The 24,848-nt window shown below is 37.4% G+C and carries 27 protein-coding genes; 4 read left to right on the plus strand and 23 right to left on the minus strand.

Going from position 1 to position 24,848, the window contains the following annotated elements:
- Positions 1-73 precede the first annotated feature (73 nt).
- From I588_RS03115 to I588_RS03165, 10 genes are all read right to left on the minus strand, one after another.
- Positions 74-1,081 (minus strand): glycosyltransferase, encoded by a 1,008-nt coding sequence (locus tag I588_RS03115; RefSeq protein ID WP_071879628.1) that lies wholly within the window; start codon positions 1,079-1,081, stop codon positions 74-76.
- Positions 1,071-2,387 (minus strand): hypothetical protein, encoded by a 1,317-nt coding sequence (locus I588_RS03120; RefSeq protein ID WP_010757492.1) that lies wholly within the window; start codon positions 2,385-2,387, stop codon positions 1,071-1,073. The genes I588_RS03115 and I588_RS03120 overlap by 11 nt, the downstream gene beginning before the upstream one ends.
- A gap of 11 nt (positions 2,388-2,398) precedes the next feature.
- Positions 2,399-3,676 (minus strand): PssE/Cps14G family polysaccharide biosynthesis glycosyltransferase, encoded by a 1,278-nt coding sequence (gene pssE, locus I588_RS26705; RefSeq protein ID WP_010757493.1) that lies wholly within the window; start codon positions 3,674-3,676, stop codon positions 2,399-2,401.
- A gap of 12 nt (positions 3,677-3,688) precedes the next feature.
- Positions 3,689-4,144 carry a PssD/Cps14F family polysaccharide biosynthesis glycosyltransferase gene (gene pssD / locus I588_RS03135; RefSeq protein ID WP_010757494.1) on the minus strand — a complete coding sequence of 152 codons (456 nt, stop codon included), beginning with the start codon at positions 4,142-4,144 and terminating at the stop codon, positions 3,689-3,691.
- 23 nt (positions 4,145-4,167) lie between these two features.
- Positions 4,168-4,872, minus strand: a complete 705-nt coding sequence (locus I588_RS03140; protein ID WP_010757495.1) for a sugar transferase — start codon at positions 4,870-4,872, stop codon at positions 4,168-4,170.
- Between the two features lie 64 nt (positions 4,873-4,936).
- Entirely contained in the window at positions 4,937-5,557 is a 621-nt protein-coding gene (locus I588_RS03145; protein WP_162141121.1) for a helix-turn-helix domain-containing protein, read from the minus strand.
- A 407-nt stretch (positions 5,558-5,964) separates the two neighbouring features.
- Entirely contained in the window at positions 5,965-7,068 is a 1,104-nt protein-coding gene (locus tag I588_RS03150) for a tyrosine-type recombinase/integrase (RefSeq protein WP_010757497.1), read from the minus strand.
- Positions 7,069-7,912: 844 nt separating this feature from the next.
- Positions 7,913-9,277: an MATE family efflux transporter gene (locus I588_RS03155; protein WP_010757498.1), complete on the minus strand. Its 1,365-nt coding sequence runs from the start codon at positions 9,275-9,277 to the stop codon at positions 7,913-7,915.
- A 494-nt stretch (positions 9,278-9,771) separates the two neighbouring features.
- Entirely contained in the window at positions 9,772-10,569 is a 798-nt protein-coding gene (gene proB, locus I588_RS03160) for a glutamate 5-kinase (RefSeq protein ID WP_010757499.1), read from the minus strand.
- Between the two features lie 3 nt (positions 10,570-10,572).
- Positions 10,573-11,112, minus strand: coding sequence for a prolyl-tRNA synthetase associated domain-containing protein (locus I588_RS03165; RefSeq protein ID WP_010757500.1), 540 nt, complete (start codon positions 11,110-11,112; stop codon positions 10,573-10,575).
- Positions 11,113-11,234: 122 nt separating this feature from the next.
- Between I588_RS03165 and I588_RS03170 the strand changes: the two genes are divergently transcribed.
- Positions 11,235-12,104, plus strand: coding sequence for a LysR family transcriptional regulator (locus tag I588_RS03170; protein WP_010757501.1), 870 nt, complete (start codon positions 11,235-11,237; stop codon positions 12,102-12,104).
- Between the two features lie 214 nt (positions 12,105-12,318).
- On the opposite strand, the gene I588_RS03175 is transcribed toward I588_RS03170, so the two are convergent.
- Positions 12,319-13,014: a DUF7006 family protein gene (locus I588_RS03175; RefSeq protein ID WP_010757502.1), complete on the minus strand. Its 696-nt coding sequence runs from the start codon at positions 13,012-13,014 to the stop codon at positions 12,319-12,321.
- Between the two features lie 115 nt (positions 13,015-13,129).
- Between I588_RS03175 and I588_RS03180 the strand changes: the two genes are divergently transcribed.
- Both I588_RS03180 and I588_RS03185 read left to right on the plus strand, forming a co-directional pair.
- Entirely contained in the window at positions 13,130-13,885 is a 756-nt protein-coding gene (locus I588_RS03180) for a LytR/AlgR family response regulator transcription factor (RefSeq protein ID WP_010757503.1), read from the plus strand.
- Positions 13,872-15,146, plus strand: a complete 1,275-nt coding sequence (locus I588_RS03185) for a sensor histidine kinase (RefSeq protein WP_010757504.1) — start codon at positions 13,872-13,874, stop codon at positions 15,144-15,146. The genes I588_RS03180 and I588_RS03185 overlap by 14 nt, the downstream gene beginning before the upstream one ends.
- Positions 15,147-15,306: 160 nt before the next feature.
- On the opposite strand, the gene I588_RS03190 is transcribed toward I588_RS03185, so the two are convergent.
- The 8 genes from I588_RS03190 to I588_RS03230 all read right to left on the minus strand — a co-directional run bounded on the left by I588_RS03190 (position 15,307) and on the right by I588_RS03230 (position 21,462).
- Positions 15,307-16,029, minus strand: coding sequence for a hypothetical protein (locus tag I588_RS03190; RefSeq protein ID WP_010757505.1), 723 nt, complete (start codon positions 16,027-16,029; stop codon positions 15,307-15,309).
- Positions 16,030-16,692, minus strand: a complete 663-nt coding sequence (locus I588_RS03195) for a hypothetical protein (protein WP_010757506.1) — start codon at positions 16,690-16,692, stop codon at positions 16,030-16,032.
- 36 nt (positions 16,693-16,728) lie between these two features.
- Positions 16,729-17,217, minus strand: a complete 489-nt coding sequence (locus tag I588_RS03200; RefSeq protein ID WP_010757507.1) for a signal peptidase I — start codon at positions 17,215-17,217, stop codon at positions 16,729-16,731.
- Complete coding sequence (locus I588_RS03205) at positions 17,208-17,969, minus strand: LPXTG cell wall anchor domain-containing protein (protein ID WP_010757508.1); 762 nt, start codon at positions 17,967-17,969, stop codon at positions 17,208-17,210. The genes I588_RS03200 and I588_RS03205 overlap by 10 nt, the downstream gene beginning before the upstream one ends.
- Positions 17,970-18,056: 87 nt before the next feature.
- Positions 18,057-18,908 (minus strand): hypothetical protein, encoded by an 852-nt coding sequence (locus I588_RS03210; RefSeq protein ID WP_010757509.1) that lies wholly within the window; start codon positions 18,906-18,908, stop codon positions 18,057-18,059.
- A gap of 23 nt (positions 18,909-18,931) precedes the next feature.
- On the minus strand, positions 18,932-19,528 hold the full coding sequence (locus I588_RS03215) for a signal peptidase I (protein ID WP_010757510.1): 597 nt from the start codon (positions 19,526-19,528) through the stop codon (positions 18,932-18,934).
- 253 nt (positions 19,529-19,781) lie between these two features.
- Positions 19,782-20,150: a winged helix-turn-helix transcriptional regulator gene (locus I588_RS03220; RefSeq protein WP_010757511.1), complete on the minus strand. Its 369-nt coding sequence runs from the start codon at positions 20,148-20,150 to the stop codon at positions 19,782-19,784.
- Between the two features lie 991 nt (positions 20,151-21,141).
- A complete protein-coding gene (locus I588_RS03230) occupies positions 21,142-21,462 on the minus strand; it encodes a DUF4430 domain-containing protein (RefSeq protein ID WP_010757512.1) in 321 nt (106 codons plus the stop codon).
- Between the two features lie 592 nt (positions 21,463-22,054).
- Between I588_RS03230 and I588_RS03235 the strand changes: the two genes are divergently transcribed.
- A complete protein-coding gene (locus tag I588_RS03235) occupies positions 22,055-22,435 on the plus strand; it encodes a nuclear transport factor 2 family protein (RefSeq protein ID WP_010757513.1) in 381 nt (126 codons plus the stop codon).
- 120 nt (positions 22,436-22,555) lie between these two features.
- On the opposite strand, the gene I588_RS03240 is transcribed toward I588_RS03235, so the two are convergent.
- The 4 genes from I588_RS03240 to I588_RS03255 all read right to left on the minus strand — a co-directional run bounded on the left by I588_RS03240 (position 22,556) and on the right by I588_RS03255 (position 24,847).
- Positions 22,556-22,834, minus strand: coding sequence for a hypothetical protein (locus tag I588_RS03240; RefSeq protein ID WP_010757514.1), 279 nt, complete (start codon positions 22,832-22,834; stop codon positions 22,556-22,558).
- Positions 22,835-23,253: 419 nt separating this feature from the next.
- Positions 23,254-24,015, minus strand: coding sequence for a methyltransferase domain-containing protein (locus tag I588_RS03245; RefSeq protein ID WP_010757515.1), 762 nt, complete (start codon positions 24,013-24,015; stop codon positions 23,254-23,256).
- Between the two features lie 177 nt (positions 24,016-24,192).
- Positions 24,193-24,513: a PTS lactose/cellobiose transporter subunit IIA gene (locus I588_RS03250; protein WP_010757516.1), complete on the minus strand. Its 321-nt coding sequence runs from the start codon at positions 24,511-24,513 to the stop codon at positions 24,193-24,195.
- 7 nt (positions 24,514-24,520) lie between these two features.
- Positions 24,521-24,847, minus strand: coding sequence for a PTS sugar transporter subunit IIB (locus I588_RS03255; RefSeq protein WP_010757517.1), 327 nt, complete (start codon positions 24,845-24,847; stop codon positions 24,521-24,523).
- Between the last annotated feature and the right edge of the window lies 1 nt (position 24,848).

Consider the following 24,848-nt stretch of genomic DNA (forward strand, 5'->3'; position numbering starts at 1 on the left):
TTAATTGAGACAGGAGAATCTTTTGGTATTATTGACACATCTTTACCCCCACAATTCTTTTTCCATAATTTCATCAGATGGTCCTAGTCATTTTCCACTGATAGGCTTTACCTGAAGCATAAGAAAAGAAAGGTGCCGTCCATCGGTTGTACATTTTTATATAGGTGCCAATCATTCCCTTGTTCAGGTAAGGATTTTTTTTATAGTTAGGAAAGTACTCTGCTATCAATGCTGTCAGCTGGCGAATAGTTGTTTGCTTGACACTTCGATCGCCTAAGCTGTTAATCCTACCTAAACAACTGCAAAGTAAAATTTTCACACAAAAATATTCCAGCTCCAGATAATAATCTTTCCAAAACCCATTCAGCTGATAATAATTGATGATCTTTTCAATAACTGTCAGCATATCTCCTACCTTCATGTTGCCCACTAAAGTTTGGGTAGAATTCGTTCTTGCATAATGGGTTACCAAATTTGCTTCAACAAAGGCCGTTTTTTCTATCCAAGGCAATAAATTCAAATAAAAAGCTGTATCCTCATAAATAAGCCCTTCTGGGAATAGAACCTGAGATTTTTTAACAAGTTGTCTACGATACAGCTTATTCCAAGGAGAAACCAATGGATCGATAAAAAAATCTTGTATTGTCGTACGCTTTTTTATCGTGCCATAGTTTGGCAACTGAAACTCTTCATTATTAATAATTTTGCAATATCGATACCCACATTCCACCAAGTCTGCCTGATTGTATTCAGCTTCTTGATACATTTGTTCATACATATCTATTGCAACAACATCGTCAGAATCTACAAATCCAACATACTTGCCTTCAGCAATACTCAGACCAAGATTGCGTGCTTTTGCTTGTCCGCCATTTTTTTGTTGAAAAAGTCTGATTTTTTCTGGATATTTTTGTGCAAAATCTTCAGCAATTCTTCCGGAGTTGTCGGTTGATCCATCATCTACTAAAATCAGCTCTATCGACTCCAAGGTTTGGTGAATCAAGCTATTCAAGCAAGCTTCCAAATAGTCCTGTGTATTATAAATGGGTACAATTACACTAACGTCTATATTATTCCGCAAAGTTTTTATACCGAATCAGCTCTTTTCCATCATAGATCTTAATCCAACTTCCGGCTGCCACTTCAAAAGGCAAATCAATATTCATTGCTTCGTAGCTGGCCTTCTTCTTTTGAGCTTGCTTCACCGTCAAAACGGGAGGAACTTCGATTGTTGTGACACCTAAGTCCGTCTCCACTCGTAGTTTACGACTAGCCTCAGTCTCGTTGGTAGCACAAAAAATAAAGCTTCCATCTTCTTTTCTGACAGAGCTAACATAGACTGTCGATTGCATATCACAATTAATGACTTCTTGTCCCGCCCATCCGTCGACATTGCCTAAAGACTCATTTGTGTAAACAGGTCCCCATTCTGAAGTATTGCCAAAGCGCAGGTTTTCAAAGTGTAAATCCTTCATTTCATAGTCAGTGGGAACAAGATACAATGTAAAGGCTCCACCATTCAAAATCATATTTTTAAAACTCATGTCATAACCATTCGCCATATCCATCTTAATCAGCATGGCCGAATTATGTCCGTAGTGAGGATAAACACGGGGCATCTCGATTCTGACATTATCAATAGAAATGTTATGAGCATCTGTATGACCAAAGCCCGCAATTTGAATTCCATCAGAATGATATTTTTCTGGATCCCCTAATCCATTATTAAAGATATAGCTATCTTGAAGGATCACATTGGCTCCGATTTGAAGTGCATCTCCATATGACTCGTAAAACTTACAATGATAAAATTGACTATTTGAAGCACTCACCGGTTCTGTCAAAAAATCACAATTTGTAAAAATTAGTTGCTTCTGAATATCGTTAGTCAAATTGATTCCTTCTGAAAAATAGCAATTTCTGAACTCAATAGTTCCCGTTGGACTGACTTGATTATTATTTGCTAAAAACAAGGGTAGATCCGCAAAAAAAATATTTTCAAATAGCAATGTTTCCTCATCAAAGCTGCTGCTTTGCAGCTTCATGACATAATCATTCTCCCGTTTTTCCAAATACCCTTCCTGAACATAATATTCAGGAGTCAGCATTGGTTGGGTCAAATCTGCCCCAGTATTGTAAAAATCGGGAATAACTGCTTCGCCCCCTTCTCGATTATCAAAATCAGAAATAATCGGTACTGCATTTTTAACGGTGACATTCGTTCCATCAACTTCTATTTTTAACTCTTGTTTCTTTTTTGTCTCGGTTTCAATTGCATCACTCGAAGGACTAGAAGGCTCATGATTCAGCCAAATCACAAAGCTGCATATTCCAACAATTATGATTAAACAAACCACTATAAAAATGATTCTTCTTTTCTTTGTCATTTGACACTCCTTTACTCATCAATTTTTTGTAATAAAAATTGTGGGAAATATAAGCTGATATCGGAATGGTTCGAGTATTGTTGAATATCCTTAGTCACATGAAAATCATTTTGCCTTAACTCCTCAATCAGCCCACTAATATGCTCCCCATAGGTATGTTCCTTCTCTGAATAATGGAGATGAATAGTGATTGAATCCGAATGTGCTGTATATTTGTTTATTTTTTTCTCTAGATGCGTGTTAAGAACATCCAATTTACTTTGATCTATATTATTTCCAGCAATATAACGTAATGTTTCCTCTAGTTTATTAGCGGAGTCAGTGAAATACTCTCCTAAACGATACTGAGGAGCCCCAGCAATTATTGTTGAACCTGGAACGCGCAAGCCAAAATTCAACGCTGCATAGCCCCCCTTACTGGAACCCGCAAAAATAATCTTTTCATAAGCTGCTTCTTGGATTTTCTGTTCAATAAATGCTTCTACTGCTTGCTCTACTGAAAAATTCATTTCTCGTCCTAGATAGTAGATTCCGCGTTGATCATATCCCCAGTCATCCAAGATAAATAATTGGTCACAATCTATACCTTTTAAAGTGCGCACGTAGTTATATCGAGCTTTAACCCCTCTTCGAGTACAAGAGCTAAAAACAATAATAAGCACGTTACTATTTTTCTTTTTAAACATATAATGGATTTTTTCATTTTTTATCTGGAAGCATTTTTGCTTTGTCAGGAGCATAAGCTTAGTGGCAATATATTCAAAATATTTATTGATTCGCTGATATAAAAGATTTTTTTTCGAATTTTGCTGTATATTGGCTAACTCATGATCTAGTTCTTTCAGGTAAGCTGCTGTGTTAGAAGTAAAGGGCTGAAATTTCCTAATACGAATTGTTGACAGCAGCTTTTCCATAAGGTCCATCTCCTGGCAGCAGCAAATCAAGTTTTGTTCATTGAACTGCTTAAGCAACTCTAACTGATGATCATCCACATGCTCATGGTATTTCGCTAAACGAGGAACAGCCAATACTTTTTTCCCTAGCTTCAAGGCAGTAATAATTACTCCTGTTCCACCATGGGTAATAAGTAGATCGCATTGTTCAAGCTTCTCCTCAAAACAAGCCTGATCCATAAATCTGACATAAGAATAATGTTGAGGCTGGTAAGTGCTGTGTCCTATTTGAGCAAATACCTCTTCTTGAATACTTCCGTCTTGTTTTAGCTGATCAATCTTTATTAATAAACGGTCAAAAGGAAACTTTTGACTCCCTACCGTAACAAATATCATTGCGACTCCTTTTTAATAGATTGAACCTAAACAAATTGCATCTTGGTAAAAATACAGCATGGATTGCCATTGGACATACACCTTATCTGCGATTTTTACCATTACTCGTCCAGTTAATGTCGGTCCCTCCGACTTGGCAAAGGATTCAATAAAGATAATTTTTTTGCCAAACAGCTTTCCCAAAAAGCACATTGGCAGTGTTGCTAATACTCCCGTACTGATAATTACATCCGGATGTTGCTTCATGAAAATGAATAGTGATTTAAAAAAAATGACTACGAAAAGCAACATCCAGGCTCTTTCTTTACGCTGAATTTGCGGAACATAGTAAATCTCATGCCCTTTGCAATTCGATAAATAGTGTGTTTTTTCCGTTACTAAAAAACTTTCGTATTGATTCATTAGCGGTTCCAGCATCATTAGCTGCTGAAAATGGCCCCCCGAAGAAGCAATAAAGCAAACCTTCATAAACTAAAACTCCTTTTCCATCATTAATAGGCTCCATTTGAGCTGAAGAAGACTAAAAAAGTTTTCAAAATAATTTTGAAATCCAAACGAAGGGATCTGTTTTCAATGTATTGCAGATCTAATTTAACCATGTCGCTAAAATGCAAATCGCTTCGTCCGCTGATTTGCCATAACCCTGAACAACCCGGCTTTACAAACAAGCGTTGCATCTCATACGCGTCATAATCAGCAACTTCTCTTGGTAATGGTGGGCGCGGCCCAACCAAACTCATGTTGCCTAACAGTACATTAAGCAACTGCGGCAATTCATCTAATGAAGACTTACGAATAAATTTTCCTACCTTTGTAATCCGAGGATCATTTTTCATTTTGAACATAGGTCCCTGAATTTCATTTTTTTCCTGCACTTCCTCCATTCGTTTCTCAGCATCCATGCACATAGAACGAATCTTATACATCAAAAATCTCTTTCCACCTTTTCCCACACGAACCTGAGCAAAAAAGACACTACCCCCATCTTCAACCTTAATAGCAAAAAAAATGACTAACATGATCGGTAAAAACACTAAAAGGCCTAGAATACTTCCAATAATATCTATACCTCGCTTAATTAGCTGATAACTAAATTGTTCCTTTAATATTACTTGCTTAATATCAGCCTCTTTTTGGTAAATCCTTCCAACACTTTCTTCTATATCTAGAAGTTCTCTTTCTTTTTTTAAGTACACCCACAAACACCCCGTTTTTTCTAATCACTCCGTATTAACGTTTAGCTGTATAATGTATTGAAAGTTAATTTGCAAGATACTTGAAAAAATCTTCTTTAGTTTGGTATCCTTTTCCCCAAACTGTTGTAAAGAGCGGCATAGGTAAATTGGTTCGACTTAATTTATTTTCGATACTTTTTTTCATCATTGAAAGTCTGCTTAGTGTCGAACGATCACATTTTCCCCAAATAGTTTCTGAAGCCTCTTCTCTAGAAAGATAACCACCTTCTTTATCGTATAGTGTTCTCAGAAATTCTTTTTCCATATTGGATAAAGGTAAATTAGCAATAGTTATCTTTTGTTCTCCGGTTAAAGGCAAAGTATATTTATTATTAGGCACCGTTTCTTTAATCGAGACACTATTGATTAATTCCCTCAGTGCTTCCTTATTCATCGATTCCTGAATATAACCTTCTAAATTTAAACGACTTAAATAATTTTCCTCTTCCATAAGTAACGGACTATCCGTCTTTCGGAAAATAGGCAATTTTAAGGTTGATAATCGTTGAGAAAACTGAACGAGTTCACTGTCTGCTACCAACTCACTAACAATAATTAAATCAAAATCCTTCACACTTTCTTTAATGTCACCATTTAGCAACAAACGATTTAGTAAATAAGAAGAGCAATACACTTCAAAATTCAACTTTTGCAGCTTCTCCTGAAAGCTTATTTCTGACAAAATGTTTTTTGTTAAAATCAAAATTCTTCTCATTGCCTTACCTAGCCCTTTCTCTCTAACGTACTGTTTGGTTGAACCTATTTAAATCTCTCTTTCAGTGGTAACGGAAATACCCAGTTGGAAAATGGGCAAGCAAAAAAAATGCTTATTTTTATATTTTTGCTACACTTATCTTCTCTCATGTTTTCTAGATTTTATGAAAAAAAAGAAACCACTCATAAATCCTATAAAGACAACTCTTTTAAGACTGCCTGACGATTTACGACGGCTTAAATAATTTACTTCCCGCACGAAGATTTTTGGTAACGCTTTCATTATTGTGTAAATAGAAACAAGAGTTGAGCTATAACTTATTTTTTGTAAGTAAACTTTTAGCCTAATTTAGTTTCTAACATGTTTATCACATTGATTCGTTGCTCCAGCAGAGCATCTGCATAAAAATCTAACGTCGTTTTGGCAGTGGAATGACCTAACATAGCACTTACTGATGGAATATCGGCCTTTAATTCTAAACATCTTGTTGCAAAAGAATGTCTCAACTGGTGGAAATGGATATGGGTTAGCTGAGACACTTTACGTATTTTATGAAAATAGTAGGTTAATAATCTTGGTTCACAGGGTTTATTTTTTACGGAAAAAACATACTCACTAGTTGACCGATCTCTATGTTCCAACAACAATTCCTTAATTTTTTTACCAATTGGAATCGAACGTACGCCATTCTCTGACTTAGAGCCGCCTTTAACTATTCTCGTTACATTCGCATCGTATGTGACAGGAATACGTTGGATAGTATTCTCAACATGAATAATACTTGTATCTAAATCAATATCCTCCCATTTTAAAGCCGAAATTTCTCCAATCCGCAATCCCGTATATAGGGACAATAAGGTTGGTAAACCTTTTTCCCCAGCTGATTTAGCAGCCTTTTCCAATTTCATTTGTTCCTTCTTAGTTAAGGCGTGGACTCGCTTTTTTTTCAATTTTGGCAGCTTTAGCTTTTGGGAGGGGTTGATGATTAGTATCCCCTCCGCTTGAGCTGCTTTCAGACAACGGGTAAATAACTGATAAATTAGGTGAATGGAACTTACACTTAGCTTTAAATCTTCCAAAGACTCCAAAACCTCTTGACATCTGTCGCTGGTAATCTCATTTAAAGCGCTCTCTCCAATAATAGGAAAGATATATTTCTTCAATTTGTATTCATATCCTGCATAGGTAGACAATTTCACTTCACGCTTAATTTTTGACAGCCAATGGACTCCCCATTCAAAATACGACATCGCCGCATCCCCTTGCGTTTCATTTATCTCTTGAAACTTTACTTTCAGTGGATAAAGCTTAGCTCTAACTTCTTTAAAAGTCTTTCCATAAACGTACCCATACTTTATTTTTCCGTTAATTTTTCTTCCTTTGTGATAGCGTCCTTCCCAACGACCATCTTTTCTTTTATAGATGTTTTCTCCTCTTCGCATAATAAAATGCTCCTTTCCTGACGGCTCATTCGACGATTTCTAAACCGTCGAATTCTCTCAAAAATCGATAGATTAGTCACTAAAAAGGAAAATCTGCAAAATTAGAACGATCAAAAGCCTTACCTAAAATTGTTTTTTTAAAGATGTTGCATGATTTACGTTTATAATATATAATCGTTTTAAATTAACCAGCTCTTTTAATAGTGATAACGAGAAAAATGGTTAAGGTTTTTCTTGTTTTTCATAAAAAAAAGACAAGAGCACAAAATATTTACTCCGAACTTTTCTTCTAAAAATCAATTCGCCAATTCCACAATTCAACTATTCAAATTTTATCGATTAAAATTATTATAGAAAACGCACAATAAAAAGGCACCTAAAAATTTAAAAAGGTTAAAAACACCATTTTTCACCTAACATTTAATCTTTTGCTTAATTTTTCATAATTTGTGTTTCCAAGTAATTTCAACTAGACTTTTTCCATTTTCGTAGATCTATAACACTAGAATTTTTTCTCAGCTCACTGCTGATTCTTATCTGGCAATTGGCATAGTTATTAAATTTTATTTTAAATCACTTTAGTTTTTATTTATTTTTAAGAAAGAGTTTTTCTATATAGTTGTTATGTAATCCATGTAATGAAGCGACTTTTATACTACTGCCTGATATTTTTTCCCATAGTAAGAAATCAGCTAAAAAATAGAAACACCGTTGGGAGACTCTGCAAAATTGAATACCTCCTTCCTTACATTATCAAAATGAAACAAGACGTAAGATTTGTAATGGAAAAGGATAGTTTTAACAATTTTTCCTCAAAAAAAGCAGAACCCTGAGATTCTGCTTTTTATATCATTTTCTGCACTTCGGATTGCTTCTCTTCCCTAGTCAGCTTATAGATCCATTTGCCAAAATTAGCCTTCAAAAAAACCGGCACACATTTGAACAACTGGTCCGAATTTAGGGCAAAAACCACCACTGCTGGTGAAGCTTTGAAATAGAAGGCTAACAAATAGGATAACGGAATAACGATCAGCCAGCTGCTGATTAAATTCATTTTGATGATAAACATTGGGCTGCCGCCGCCACGAATAATTCCTTCGCTTGTGGGCATCTGATAGCCCATTCCGACATAGATGACACTGAGGATAATCAAAAATTGATTGGCCATCGCCTGGGTTTCGGCTGATAAATCATATAAGCCTAAAATCGGAATGCGAACAAAAAACAGGAGAATCCCGCCGATAATCCCAATAGCTAAATACATTTTTTGCAACTTCTTAGAGTAGGCAATGACTTGGTCGAGATTGCCTGAGCCAATTTCTTTTCCAATAATAATCGCTCCCGCTGAAGCTGCGCCAACAGCTCCACCCTTCACTAAAAGAAAAAGAACAGAAGCCACACTGTTAGCGGCAATTGCAGCCGAACTCATGTAACCTAAAATCGAGGTTTGCAGCCCTGTACTTAGTCCCCAAAGTGCCGCAATTACTGACATTGGAGCCACTACTCGAAAATAATCTTTTCTCAATACCGAATCGAAGGTCAAATAGTCCTTAAATTTGCTGCGCAGCGTTGTGTCTCGCAGCTTCAAATAAAGCAGCAGCAAAGTCAGTTCCACTATTCGAGCAATTAAGGTCCCAATAGCGGCGCCCTGAACACCTAACTCTGGTGCCCCAAATTTTCCGAAAATCAGCGTATAATTAATGCAAATATTTAATAAAAACGCCACGATAGATAAGTAAAACCCTATTTTGACAATCTCTACACTTCGTAAAGATGCCAACAAAATCATGGTAATCGCCAAAAAGAAATAGGAAAAGCGAACGATCATTAAATAATTAATGCCCTGCTCAATGATCGGTTGAGAAGTCGTAAATATCCGCATAACCTGCTGTGGGAACAACGACACCGCCGTAAACAACAGGAATGCTGCACCCATCGTAATTTTGATTGCAATTGCTACGATCTTTTTAATCGGTTCAATCCGTCCGGTTCCCCAATATTGACTGCTGATCATCACAACCCCTTCCCCCAGGGCATTTAAAATTTGCTGGTAAAAAAATTGGACCTGATTAATGGCGGCCACCCCTGATAAAGCGATTTCACTATAGGCGCCAATCATCATGTTGTCGGTTAAATTTACACTTAGGGTAACGACATTCTGCAAGACAAATATCGTGTATAAAGAGAAGAATCGTTTCGAAAATTTCATACCTAACCTCTTTTTTAATCAGTATAGCATTGGACAATACCGTAAAAAAAGAGCTATAGACGATTGTTTTGTCCACAGCTGGTTGTTTTATTCTTTGTCGAACGAAATTCGGTCATCTTTGTTCTAACTACTTGAGCAATGACTTTTTCACCAGCCGCTCTGATCGCTTCAATCCAATCAACATCCATCATTAAGCTTAAAACAGAAGGCAGATTTTCTGCTACTTACTGAATAAGAGATGCGAGCTGACAATCAATCTTGATCGGTCCCCACTTCATATAAATTAAAGATATTGTTATAACCGAGTTGTACAGTAACTTTTTACTAAGTCTTTAAGAAGACAAAGCAACCTATCAAAGCATTTGAGATTCAGGAACGGTTACTTGCCATTTAACGCATTGCCTTGCTCCTAATCAACAGAACTAGTAAAGATTCAAAACTAAAAAAAGAAGAGGCATCCCAATACATGGATACTTCTTCTTGCTGTTTGTTCACTAGCATTCACCTGAAAAAAATGTGCCGACTCCTTCATCATTAATCACCTTATACAAGGATTGAGGATTATTCCCATTAGTTATCACAGTATCAATACCTCGTTCCATGGCATATTTGGCAGCCCGCAGCTTAGTTATCATCCCGCCTCTGCCTCGCTTTGAACCTGCTCCTGTTGCCAAAGCCTCAAGCTCTGAGTCGATACTGCTTACCTGATCAATCAATTGTGCCTCAGCATTTATCCGTGGATCCTGCTCGTACAAGCCATCAATATCAGAAAAAATCACCAGCTTTTTAGCCTGACATAAGCTGGCCACCAATGCCGAAAGCATATCATTATCACCAAATAGCTGATCGGCCGATTCAATTTCTGTGTAGTTAATCGAATCATTTTCGTTAACAATCGGAATAACGCCAATCTCCAGCAGGCTTTCAAAGGTGTTGGTCAAATTTACTTTCTTTTCGTCTACCTTCAAATCCTCGTCATTTAACAGAATTTGAGCGACTGGTTTGCCATAATCACGAAAAAATTTGTCGTAAAGCATCATGATTGTACATTGCCCCACAGCTGCTGCCGCCTGCTTCATGCGTAACGATTGAGGAAATGCCTCCAGCTGCAGTTTGTTCGCACCGATCGCAATGGCTCCTGAGGAAACCAGAATCAATTCATAGCCTAAATTCTGAATATCCGCTAAAACCTGGGCAAATTGATCAAAGGATCGTAAATTATTTTTACCAACTTTATTGGTTAAGGAAGTCGTTCCTACCTTAACAACGATTCGATTTTTATGCAATCCCATCGGCTAGACCTCAATAATGGTCAGATCGTGCTTGCTGTAAGGTAATAGTTTTTCAACGATGTCCTTTGTCGCTATTTTTAAATATCCGGTGGTGGTTCCATCACTGCAGCCATACCACTGATCTTCGACCACGTCTTGATCAAAAACAATCTGCACTTTTTTCTCTGGATCTACTAAAGTACTAAAAACAGTAGCTGCCCCAATTTTAGTTCCTAGCATTTCGGCCATTAATTCTTCTGATGCAAAGGACACACGAGCGATTTCTAACGCTTTACTGAAATCCTTTGAACGGAAGGGTTTATCCCCTCTAGTTACAAAGAGATAAAAATTGGTTTGCTGCCGATTGCATAAAAACAAGGTTTTCACCATATTCATATCCAGCCGCTCATTAATTTGCTGGCAATCCTCCATTGTAATTACTTCATCGGTTGCTACACGTTCGAAGGAAATCATTAACTCATCCATCGCCTGATAAGCTTGCTCCTGTACAGTGTTAGTTAACTCCGCTGGTCTATCGGTATAAATTTCACTCACTTGAATCATTCATTCTCCTACTTTCCGGTTGAATTTACTGTAGAGTTAGCTTACCATGAATTCATACATTACAAAAACAAATGTTTATCATCTTTAACATGATGATTTCAGATAGAAGGAGTAAGATACTGATGGATATGAATATTCAAAAATATATCGCCTTTGTCAAAACAGTGGAGTTAGGAAGCTTTACTAAAGCTGCTGACGTGCTTAACTATTCACAATCTGGCATTAGCCGGATGATTAATGATTTAGAGAAAGAATGGAACATTACCTTGTTAGAACGCAATCGCGCAGGTCTGCGACTAACTTCTGATGGCCTGAACATTTTCCCTTTAGCCAAAAAATTGTATGAAGAATATGAAGCTGTCCAGCATCGCTTGGAGGAGTTAAGCGGTATTCAAACGGGTATCATTCGCATCGGAACCTTTTCTAGCGTAGCCACTCACTGGCTGCCACAATTGATGAGGGATTTCCAAAAGGATTATCCTAACATTCAATTTGAATTACTTTTAGGCGATTACGATGAAATTGAAAAATGGATTGTTAACGGACGGGTGGATTTCGGCTTTCTACGATTACCAACTTTGCCAGATCTACAGGTTCAGTACATTGAACAGGATGAACTAAAGGTGATTTTACCGGAAAATCATCCGCTAGCTAATTTTTCACAAATTTCATTACAGGATCTCTATGACCTCCCGTTTATCTTGTTGGAAAAAGATGGCAATTCAGACATTACCCGCTTACTGCACAAAATGAATTTTTCACCCAATGTCCAGTTCACTACTTGGGACGATTATGCCATTATGGCGATGGTAGAAAAAGGATTAGGCATCAGCATTTTGCCCAGTCTGATTTTGGAACGGATTCCGTATCATTTGGTGATCAAGGATTTAGACGTTCCAGCTTTTCGTAAAATTGGATTGGCTTATAAAGAGAAAAGAATGCTCTCCTTGGCCAGTAAGAAATTTATTGAGGGGTTAAAGCTGGCTCTTTAGCGGTCGGCGGTAATGTTTAAACACCTCCTATAAAAGGGTTCTTTACAGAGGGCTACTAAATAATAACACTATTCTGAAATAGCAGCTTATCGAGTTGCTTTCAAAAATAGAATCTGCCAAATAATAATATGGAGCTTCGAATTTGATAAAAAGCTGAGTTAATACACTGACTTTCATTGTATAGTGTCCATTCACTTTATTGTTTTTAGATTACTCACTTAAACTTATGAATAGTCACCCATTCACTGGAAAGAGCATCTAAATTGAACAGCATTGAACTAGATTGAAAGAGTTCTTCCTGTGTTTTTTGATAGTCATGCTCCACCATATGTACAATTTCCTTTTCTCTAACAGGTAATTCAATAGAGCTGTAATTGATAAACCAAAACAATAAATTGCACTTTGCATCAACAACTAGTATGTCCGATAAGCGTGAATAGAAGGTTTCAGGCGAGATAGAATTTAGCAATCGATCCCCCTCTTTTTGCAAGGACTGATAATAGTTTCTCAACAAAGGAAGCTGCTCCTTGTTGTCTGCTACTAACAAGTCCCAACTCGTTTCCCAAATAAGCTTCGCTGGAACATCTGGCCAAATGGTATAAAATAAACTTCGCTGATGGTTTAATAGGCTAAGATCTCGCTGATCATAAAAAGAGCGAAGGTATTCTCTCTCACAATAATCCACCAAAGAATCAGAGGCCGGATAATCAAATAATTCAGGATACACCATGCCGAAGTTAATAAGCTGCAGCTTTTCCTCAATCATTTTCAGTTGGGCATAGCTCGATAAAAAAGTCGTAGCAGATATTTCCCGCAACAATAATTGGCGCTTTTGCAGCAACCTCTTATAATAGCTGGTGACTGCCTTGTTTTCTTTTTTTGCGATTCTTTCAAAATTTTTTTGGGTCATAGAGACATCTCCTTAAACGTTCAGCGGATAAAAACTTTCTAAAATGAGCGATTCTTTTTAATCAGACAACTAAATATGATATGTTGAAGATACGAAAAGCTCTGGGAGGGCCATTATGCGTATCTTTGTTATTGAAGATCACTTTATGTTTCGAAAACGGATAATCGAACAACTGAAAGCCATCAGTCCTTATCCGTTCTCTTTCATTGAAGTGACTAATGAAAGAGAATTTTTTCTTGAACTTGAAGCATTAACCATTCAGGATACTGATTTATTTATCATCGATATCGATTTAAATTATTACCTTACTGGAATAGATTTAGCTGAAAAAATACGGGCGAAAAACAAAAGCTGTTCGATTGTCTTTAGTACTTCCTTTGATGATAAAATCACCGAAATTGTCAATCGGCAAATCCTGCCTTTAGGCTATCTTGTGAAGAACAAGAATGCAGAACTATTTACTGCAGGATTGACAAATTTAATTCAAAAAGTTCTTATTCGCATAAAAGAGCAGGATTCAAGCATCCAAAAGCTCATTTTAGATCGCGGAAATGAAAAACTAATTCTCACTGAAAAGGAGATTCTTTTTATAGCAACCGTGCCCAGTCAAAAAAATTTACTTTCAATCCATTGCTTGGATCGAGAATTCTTAGTTCCTGGTAAATTAAGAACAGTCAAAGCGGCTCTTAATAGTTCCTACTTTATTAAAAACTTGAAGTCCTTTGTTTTGAATACAAATGAAATAGCAAAAATTTTCCCTTTAGAAGGCCTAATTGAATTCTCAAATCAATTAACCTTGGACATTGGAACCGCGGGTGCTAGAAAAGTTCAATCCTTTCTAAAGGAGCAAAAACCTTATGACACAGATTGAGTCTATGTTCATTTATTTGCTGAACTACTTAACTATTATTTGGGCAATTATGCATCCACGTTTTCTCTCAAAAAAATTTTCCTATGGTCTTACTCTGCTATTATGTTTGTCCCTAGGAGCACTTTTTTTCATCAACTATCGCTCAGCTGTTTTGTTGTTCTATTTTATTTATTTATTGGAATTTTTCTTAATGAAACGTTTTTTATCTAATTGGCTGCTTCCGCCGATGGTTTTATTATTCCAATATGCTCTGACAACCTTTGTCCGACTCGTCACATTTTATTTGCCAAGTTATTTCATTCACTCTATTGAACTAAGTATGCCTTTTGGTGTTCTCTTTTTGGCTGCTATTCAATCCTTTATTTTAGTATGCTTGGCTTATCTGGTTAAACGGCTGGATAAAAAGTATACCATTGTCTATTCTCTTAAGGGAATGACCCGGCCCTATCGGATTCAAGGGAGCTTCATTTTCCTTTTATTTCTTATTTTGGTTACTGTTCATACCTATTCCTATATAAGAAAGCTATATTTTGCCGTTTTGTTGATCTCCCTGCTGCTATTTTCGATAACTATATTAGTTATCTCGTTTTTTACTATCCGCAACAAGAACCATCAGCAAGCTGCTTATTTGGAAGCATTAAAGCTTTCCATGAAAGAAGAAAAAAGCAACTATGAATTGGCTCGTGAATATCGACATGATTTTCGCTCCATTTTATTGGCTTTAAAAGAATACATGAATAGTAATGACCTTCCTGGCGCCCAGGATTTTTTAGAGCAGACGATCCTTGATTCCGAACATTACTTACAGGAATACCGTCTCGTTCAGTTAGCAGCAATTAAAAATGCAGCAGTTCGAGGGCTCTTTTCTGACTTTATCAAGAAAAGTGATCAGCATGGTATTTATCTAGAGCTTAAAATTAATGACCAAGATGAATCTATTCCCTTGTCACAAATTGATTTCGTTCGTGCCATTTCCATCGTTTTGAACAATGCTTTTGAGGCCACCCTGCTGGAAAAAGAAAAATACGTATATATCACCTTGGAAAATACTGCAGCGCAGTGGCAATTAGAGATTCTAAATCCCCTCACAAAAAAGACAGAAGCTGCTAAAATTACTGAAAAAAATTTCTCTACCAAATCTGGTCACAGCGGATTGGGTCTTTATACTTTAAACAAACTTTCAAACAAATACTCCAATTTCTTTTGGGAGGCTCAAATAAAGCCTAATCAATTTGGCGTTAAGTTGGTTATTAGTAAATAGTTTTTGCCTCAATACTCATGGATAAAACAAACGATGATCAGAAACAGCGATCATCGTTTGTTGCTTCAAAATCCAAAGAATTTCCCTCTTAAAAACAATCTAACTGAGTTCGGTTCACTCCAATCACAACCCATCATCTCATTTTCTGCCAAAAGTATTTCTATTGATTCAGCTCTTCAATCTGCTTAAGACTCTCGCTAGGTCCTAAATAGGTGACAATGAGCCTTCCTTGATAATTCCTTTCTGCTTTTGTTTGATAAGCTGAGAGCAGCTCATGCAGAGCAGACGCTGGCGAAATCTTAGTCAGTACTGCTTCATCCAACGAGCTACTGTTTTCATCTACTTGCATGAAGGAATTTATTTCGTCTGTCGTAAAAAGCTTCGAAGGCTCAGCAGCTTGTTGATTCACTGCTTCCAAATCATTGTTTGGTGTTTTTGAAACACCTTGATTTCCTAAGTAATAGTGCAGCTTTCCAGGATTTTCTACATAAGCAGCTAGATAAGAGGGATCATTTTCAATCTCCCTTGTCTCTGAGTCTAAAGAAGTACCGCTATATAATTGAATCGCATAGACACCTTTTCTATCAAAGGAAAGCTGATGAATCTGCCCATCATAGGAAGCTTCAACTATTTTTTCTGGAGTAAGAGATAGTGGGTCTTCGCCTTCCTTTATATCATCCTGCGCTTCCTTCGTTAATTGATAGGTTTCGCCTTTGGTACTTTTCGGAGCTTCTTTATCCTTGTACTTAAGATCATTTACTCCAATGACAAACGTTCTTTTGTCAGTATACTTTGCCAGCGTGTAACTAGAAGCCGTTAGCAATACCAAAAAAAGTAGCGAAAATAAATACAGCATTTTCTTCATTGTCTCACTGCCTTTCACTTAATCAACCTGCTCAAATGACGTGATTAAGTTAATATATTTATCCGCAAGATAACCAGTAGGCCTTCCTGTCTCAGGATTAGTGGTCCAATCATACTCTGCCTGACCATCGTGTCTCAAAAAAACGGTACAAACATAGTTTTGCGACTGTTTTGAAATCGGGATTTCATATGACAAAAGCTCCAACGCAGCAGGCTCAGAAACCACAATGGGGGAAATGCCTTCCCCAGCAAATTCTACTTTCTCAATGTCTAACGATCTTTCTGGAATCGTTCGGCTCAGCTTGAATCTTACCAGTGTTTCTGTGTCAATTTTTATATTGAAAACCACTTTTAGCTTTTGTTGAACAGCTTGATCGTTTCCATTGCCTGTATCGAGATCATAGAAATTTACTGCCGGCTTTGTTTCCCAATCATTCACGCTGTTGCTATATTTACTTAGCTCATTTCCCTGACTATCTACTTTAAATACTTCGTTTGTAATCTTATAAGAAAATGTCGCACTTCTTGCTTCATCAGACAAGGCGTACAAATCAGTCGTGTATCTTGCGCTAGTCCAACCAATCGTGATGCTAGTTATGCACAAGATAAAAAAAAGCAGTTTACGAACCGGAATCATTGAATGGGTACGAAAATTTTGAAGCTGATTGAACAATTTCTTCAAGATACACCTCCTATTCAAACAAACTTCCCTATATTTTTACTCATTGGTTTTTTTGGATAAAAAGACGCTTAAGAACAGTAAACAAAATAAACTAAGTATTCCTAAAGGAGAGCTGACAAATTGTATGAAGTAACCAACATAAGGAATGGTTAGCACGGCTTTTCCAAAAATTTGATTTTTTGCAATCGGCGCGTCCCAGCTATCATTAGCGTCTCCTTGAGTGAGAATGGTCTGTTTATCAATTGAAACAATTCGATGCGTCGTAGGTCGCACGTCGCCACTTTGCTTGAACGTTACAATATCGGATACTTCGTAGTTTTTTTGGCGATGAACAACAACTAAATCGCCCCAAGCTAAGGTTGGTTCCATGCTTCCCGAAGCGACTATGGCATAGCCAAAACCAAAAGCCATCGGAAATTGCTGCTGATGGACGCTTCGCTGGTAGAGGCTAAACAAATTAAATCCTAGCAGGATACATAGAAGAATCGTAAAAAGATAATTGCCTATCGTAAGAATTAATCGCATTTTCTTCGACGTCCTTTATGTATTCTCCATAACGTAAAAGTAAGTATGACAATTCCCGCAATTACATAAGCGCTTTTTATTGATTCACCGGTTTTTGGAAGCTGCAACCACTTCTTCGGGGACGGCTGAGCAGTTTTCTCTTCCTTAGAGCTCTTTTCTGAAGTATCCTCTTCAGCTACGACATTCAGTGTCAGCTGATAGCTTAGATTTTCGTGTAAGGCCCGTTCACCAAAAGAGGTATCTTCCCGATCCTTTCCCCGTTCAAAAGGCCATTGCCATACTAATTGAATAGTTTCATGATTGCCTGGCGCAAGTGTACGCTGGTAATTTAAAGGAAAAGTATCGCTCCACAAACTCCAGTCTCCCGCTTGTCCCTTTATCCAAGGACCAGCCACTATCCGCAACTTAAAATCTAGTGGAATTTCATCTTTATTTTCGTTGCGTCCAATTAATGTATAATTGATTGACTTGCTGGAGGAATTGTAAACTGTGAAGGAGTAGGCCCCGCTTGTACCTGGTGCAATCAATTTCTCCTCTGCCTCAGTAGGGCTATTCACGGCCGGGGCATTGATTGTATTGAAAATATTGGTACTAGTCATTTCACCTGGTTTCCATCGTTCTCCATATTGATCCTGAATAAATACTTGATCCTCCATAGCTGCTGAGACTGGCATACTATTAAGATTTATGACGCCGTATATTAGCAATCCAATACTTATGAAGTACTTAGCCCAGCTCTGCTTCGCTTTCATAATTCCCTCTTTCTATTTACAAATTCTCAAAAGATTGCCAAGTACTGACAATCTTTTGAGAAGCAGTAAAAAATGCTTCTCTATAAACTAGTCAACCTGAACAGCTGTATACTTCATGCTAAGTGCAAATCTCGGCATATCAGCATCACCTGTATTCAAGCCGGCTGCCCGATTACCAATGACAGTATCCCAGCCATCAACCGCATCAACGGAATTAGTTTCTGGACGTTCAAATGGCCACTGCCATTCGACTTTTAAGCCCATTTTTGCAAGCTTATTTTTTTTAACATCTAAAGAATCGTTGGGATAGATTGTATCAGATGCTCCGGCAGCTTTTATCGCACTGTTCAATTTTCCAGCCTGAACACCACCATCTTCAGGAACTATCGTTGCACCACCTGAGTCCGTTGTGCTTATGCCATCGTATAACACTTTGGTGTAGTCTTTTGCAGCTTCGTCATATTCATAAACTTTAAAACGCAGCGGCCACCATTCAAATCCCGTTCCGTCTGCATTGCTGGCCCACTTGCCTAAATATTTTCCGTAGACAGAATCACTGAGAAAGTCTCCGTAGGCATAGTTCACCTTGAAAGCAACTTCTACATTATTTAATTTCTGATCAGAAATCGCTGGGTTGAGTACCACACTTCCCTTTGTACCAGGTGCAATTACTTTTGCCTTGTCTTTACTTTCAACAGTATTCGTTGCTGTACCCGCATCACTGTCATAAGCGGTTTTGAACATATCCAGTGTCTGTGTTTCCTCAGTAATACCCCACTTAGCGACACGAGCTTCATCCTTTGCACTGCCTAGCTCACTAACGTACTTAGCTAATGTTCCACCCAACAAACTGGTAGTAATCAGAACTGCACCAAACAAAATTACCGCAGTTTTTACAGATTTATTTCTTTTCTGAGTAGCATTTTTCTTTTTTTTCATCCAACTATGTGCTCCTTTTTTATTTATGCTATTTTTTCTTCGGAACGGCTAAAATGTTTCGTTGCGAAGTCGTACCCTAATAAAAGTAATAAGGGAAATCCAATGCAGATTAATATGCCCAATGGTGTTTTAGAAAATAGGACAAATTTGCCTAGCCCAGGCACACGCCCGACATATTTCCCAATAATATTTTTCTTTTGAACTGGATCAAGATCCTCCGTATTATTGGCATCCCCTTTTGTAGTAAAGGTTCCAGATTTGCTGTCGTAGCTGACAATTCTATGAATAATCGCACTATCGTTGTTCTTGAACATAATGATATCGCCAACTTGAAGTGTCTCAGGATCCACCTTCTTAGTAACCACCAGATCTCCTGCATTAATCGTTTCTTTTTTACCCGTATTCATAGAATCAGTAATGACTGCCATCGGAGCATACCCAAAAACAGTCGGAACTTCCTTTGGTGACAAGCTTCCTTTGACAATAATGACAAGGTTGATTAGCAGGATTGGGATCAGGATCAAACAACTGATAATGGCCAGGACAGACGTGATCCTTTGGATGGCTGTTCTTTTTTTTGACTGTTCTTCAGCAGCCTGTTGCTTTGATTTTTTTGACACAATAACACCTCGATTTTAATAAATTACCAATCACGTCGAATGGTACCCTTTCAACAAAACATTGACGAAAATGTCTGTTTGAACAAACAGTAAAATTCGGCTACTGCTAAACAATTGCCAACAGTCCTTGTAAGAGTGTCCTGATTAAGCTACTATTTTCCTAAAGCTCTACAAGCTCACTGATCCTCTATTTCGTTACTGATATATCAAACTATTTTTCCTTAACTTAGTTTCAGAAGCATCTGCCTCATTCTTAATAATCAATGGAGGAATCGGCAGCTCTTTGTTTCCAATCATAATCCTCAAGCTCATCGGTCCACTGTCCTAGTTGGTACAAAATGGGAAGTATTTTCTTACCTGCTCTAGAGATTCTGTATTGAACAATCGGCGGAACATATTCAAATTGTTTTCTTTCTAATAATTGATCCACACACATTTCCTTCAGCACCTTGGAAAGGCTTCGATCAGAAATGTCTGGAAGTTTTTTTTTCAATTCTGAGTACCGCAAAGCTTTGCCGTCTGATAACAAACAGATAATTCTGATTTTCCATTTGCCATCAATTAATGAGATCGCGTAGCTTGCAGAATTCAGTACTTTTACCTTTTCTTCGGAAAAAGACATACATGTTCCTCCCCAATGAACCATACTTAATTTAGTCTTGTTTTAGACTAGATCTTATGAGATACGTTTATAATCTAGTCCTAAAAATTCACGCAAAAAGTCATTTTTATCTTTTTTCCCTATTTTATCCCTCCTTAAGCTAGTTTAACACTCCAGAAAGAAACAAAAAATAACGGTCTTTTTTTATATTAAATAAACAAAAGGTTATTTGCTCTCTATTTTTAAAGACGAGCATTAACCAACGCTCGTTTTCCGTACAAAAGAGTAGATCCTCTATTTTTATTCCTGATAGTTTCTAATCAATCTGCTATGTTTAAAATAGGTACGCAATTAAATGTAGCACCTTTCAATACCTCATTCTTCTATTTAATAACGCTTTCATAAGATTTGGGAATTTACGCCAAAAAAAGCTAAGTCATCATTTGACTTAGCTCATTCGTGAATTTTTTTCAATTCAGCCAAAACCTTAAAAAGAGTCGCGGCAAAAAAGGGGATTAATAAAACGAAGAAAAGTAAATTTCCCACACCGTGCAACGTATCAAAATAAACTCCCTGCAAATAATATGGCCAGAAAGCGCTGATTCCATAAATTAGCGTATCCTCGCAAGCTGTTATAAAGCCAAACAGATAGCCTGTAAAAAGAGCAAATATTAGCTGAAGCAGCAAGTGAAGGATAAACCAAGGAATTCGGCTGAGTCCATATCTTAAGATGATAATCACGCTGTAAGCAAAAATTTGTATTAACGTCCAGAGCCCCATTCCCATTTAGATATTTGTCACAACAATCGTTAGTCGCACAATCAAAAAGCTGCGCAAAAGCCCTTTATAAAAACTGACTAAAATAAAAACAGCTGTAATTGGCTGAACATTGTGAATAAATTGAAAAGCTGTGCGGCTGACTACACAGGCCGCTGTAATCAATGCAATTGTCGTGAACAGTTAATTTGTTACTCAACCTTGCCATAAGCAAACTCAACCTGATCGCCGTCTTTTAAAAAGGTTTCCTGCGCTCCTTTTGTTGCCATTCACCATAAATGGTATAGGACCAATAATCCCCCGCTTGTTCATCCTGCTTGAGACCATCGATAGCTGTGATTAAACCATCCTTCTCTTCCAGCTTATGTTTCTGTTTCATCAAATCCAGCAAGTTGGTGGTTTCAGTTGTCTCAATTTCTTCATTGGATGTCGTATCCTTATTCTTATCAGTGACTTTGACCTGAACGTTAATCTTTTCCTGGGTAGAAGAAGTCGTTGATTCACTGGAACTGGCTGAAGTATTTCCAGCTGGCGAACAGCCGGTAACTACTGTCAATGACAGACCTAATAATAAAACAAGTCCTATTTTTTCATGATAATCTCCTTTCTATTTTAAATGTAGAAAAATAAATCCTAGTGAAAAGTTTACTCTACACCACGTTTTATCTTAATAGCAAAAAAACAAGTACCTCCACCTTCCGTTCACCGAAAAATGAAAGTACCTGTTCTATTTATGAGAATTGATCAGCCTAAATCAATTGCCGAGGCAATGTCCTGTTTATATGCGGTCAACATAGGGTAATAGTGATGGTGGTCGGCTGATCACGGTCTCGCAGTCTATTTAAAATTGTATTTTAGGATACAGAAGACGTTTTCATTACTAATACGAAATTAGTATATACATGATAATTCCAAAGTTCAACCAAAAAATGTTCAAAAATTGTTTTTTTCATTTCAATAGTCCCTTTTTTCTATAAGTTTAAGCTAGTTTAGTATCTTGATATTTGCTAAATTTTCTTTACTACATTTGTTTATCCTTTCAGTAAAAGCATATACCTACTTTTGGTTGTTCCTTTCGGTAGAATAAAAAAACTTTATTCCTCGCATGTTATACTTACTGAAAAGCAATTATCCTACAGGAGGTTCCTATGGAAAATAAAGAAAAAGAAGCGGTCATCCAGTGCTATTTTGCTATGTGGGTATCTCGTGATTTTACTAGTTTAGCAAAAATTTTTGACGATAACATTTATTACAGCGAGTGCTATGGTCCTGAATACTACGGGTTAACCGAAATTGATTCTTGGATTGAGGAAATGCTGAAAAAACAAACGGTATTAGAATGGCGGATTAAGCAGTTCATTCACCAAGATAATCTGACTGTCGTAGAATGGTTCTTCAAAGAGGAATTGGATGGTAAAATCGGTGGTTTTGATGGAACATCCATTATTACCTTTGGGGCAGATGGTAAAATTGATTCGATCAAAGAGTTTTCTTCAGTGGCCGAGCATGTTCGTCCTTTTAAGGATTAAGAAGCTGCCAAAATTTATCAAACAATTGCCAATTAACCGAACTAAACGTAGAAAACCTCTCGAAAGTCTGATCAAAACGCAAAACAGCCGACAAAGCTAGCTGAACTTTGTCGGCTGTCTCTATTGACGTAAAGGATGGACTACGCGAACTTCATTATTACCATAAGCAATCCATTGCTTGCGTTCTGTGAGATAAAAATAAATGTTCTTCTGTTCGGTACGTTCATCATGGTCCAGCACAAGTTCATAAACAATGTTACTGGAGAGCCAGTCTGTATAATAAATGCGAACGTTTTCATCAGTCACTATTTTTTTGCCACAGCAGAAAATCGAATAATTGGTGAAGTATTCCAAATCATCCTCCAAGCATTCGTCTATATACTGATTCACGATTGTCATTACAGGCCCCCCTTTCAGTTACTTTAGATTAATTATAATCATACCATTTTTTGACAGCGCTTTCCATTACTAAAATTGTTCTTTTTAAGTCTTTTAAGAATTTGTTCAGTTTTTTTCAAACTTTTAAAAAAAGGATCTAATCATTCCCTCTTTTCTTAATCCTCTCAAAGCCACTATTTGTGAAAAATACCTAATTTTTTTGCTTTTTTCATTTTTGACAGGTTTGATACACTGAATAAAATAAGAACTTTGCGGGGGAAAAATCAATCAGCTAAAGACTAAATAAGCTCGTTTTTACATTAACAGGTGCAGCTAAAGTTGTTTGATTGTTTTCTATTTATGGATACGATCTAACAACACTTTGTTTCAGTCTGCCACTACATAACAAAAACGCCTATATTTTTATCTAAGCGTTTTTGCTATTTTACACCAACTAAAAACAACCTTCTAAAAGGAAACAACACCTGACCATTTTCCTGACAAGGATAGGCTTGCCGCAAATTTTTCGAAATTTCTTGTAGAAACTGAGTTTGTTCCTGCTTATCCAGCCTATCCAATTGGACACGCAACGGGGCACCCTTCAAAAAATCCAGCACCTGCTCATGACTCGCCATCTCATGGTAGTACTCTGTTACCCACATGGAAATATTCCCAGTCAGCTTTGCAAGCATGTTGTAATACTCGCTGCTCGAATGTACAAGGTAGTTCTCAGCTGCTAAATTTACCAGCTGCTTTGGAAAGAGTGCTTCCGCTTCTTTTATACATTGATTAGCCGGCATTTCGTTGAACAAAGGGATTTGCACAGCAAATACGCCACCTTTAGTAAGCATCGCAAAAGACTGCTGCATAAATTCATCTTGCTGCGGCAGCCATTGCAAAAAAGCATTGGAAAAAATTAAGTCAAAGCTGCCCAAGTCTGCAATTGATTCACGGCAGTCCCTTTGGATAAAGGATACCTCTGGCAGAAGTTTTTGGGCTTCCACTAACATTTCACTAGAGAAATCCACCCCCGTAATATCGGCATTCTTCCAGACAGCTGCAATTGTTGCGGTACTTATCCCCGTGCCGCAGCCGACATCCAAAATCGTTTCAAAGTTTTTCTCCCGAATTTGGTTTACCAAATCAATCGATGGCTGCATCCGTTCCTGACCATAACAATTGTACATAGTTGCATTCCACATAAGCCTGCTCCTCCATCTTTTTTACTAAAATACACCTTCTAGTAAATTGTAGCATGAAAAACAAGAGAAATCGGCAGCGGTATTGATTGTTTTAGTTCTGGAATTCGATTTTTCTGTAGTACACAACAAAAACGCGCAGTTTTTTTCTGCGCGTTATCTGTCTCTTTAGTTATCTAGCTAACCAGCCACCTCAACTCGTTGATACAAGTCAATAATTTCCTTGGCCAAATCTGTAAAGGCAATGGCTGTCATTAAGTGATCTTGACTGTGAACCGTCAGCAAGGTAATGGTTTGATTGTTTCCTTGGGCTTCTTCGGTTAGCAAATCGGTTTGTGCGTGATGGGCTTCAACCAATGAGTGATGAGCTGCTGCGATTTTTTGGTCAGCTTCGTCAAAGGCACCAGCTTTAGCTGCTTGAATTGCCTCCATGGCATCGCTTTTGGCATTTCCGGCATTGACAATTAATCCCATGATTACTTCTAATTGCTGTTCTTCCATACTCCCACTACTTTCCTGAAATCAATGATTTGGCTTGCGCTAATACTTTTTCCCCGTTCATCATTCCATAATCGCTCATATTGATGATAGCGACTGGAATTCCTAAGGGCTCCAGCTTGCTTTCAAATTGCTTTTGCATAAATCTGACTTGCGGTCCCAGCAGGACACAATCAATTTCCTTTTGGGCTAATAAATTGTCTGATTCTGAAGCCGATACAGCAAAGATGTCGGCATCTAGCTCTTGCTGCTTAGCGGCTGCCTCCATTTTAGTTACTAATAAACTAGTACTCATTCCGGCAGCACAGACTAACATAATCGTTGTTTGTTTCGGCATG

Origin of the sequence: Enterococcus pallens ATCC BAA-351 (assembly GCF_000407485.1) — a bacterium.
Taxonomy (GTDB): Bacteria; Bacillota; Bacilli; order Lactobacillales; family Enterococcaceae; genus Enterococcus_A; species Enterococcus_A pallens.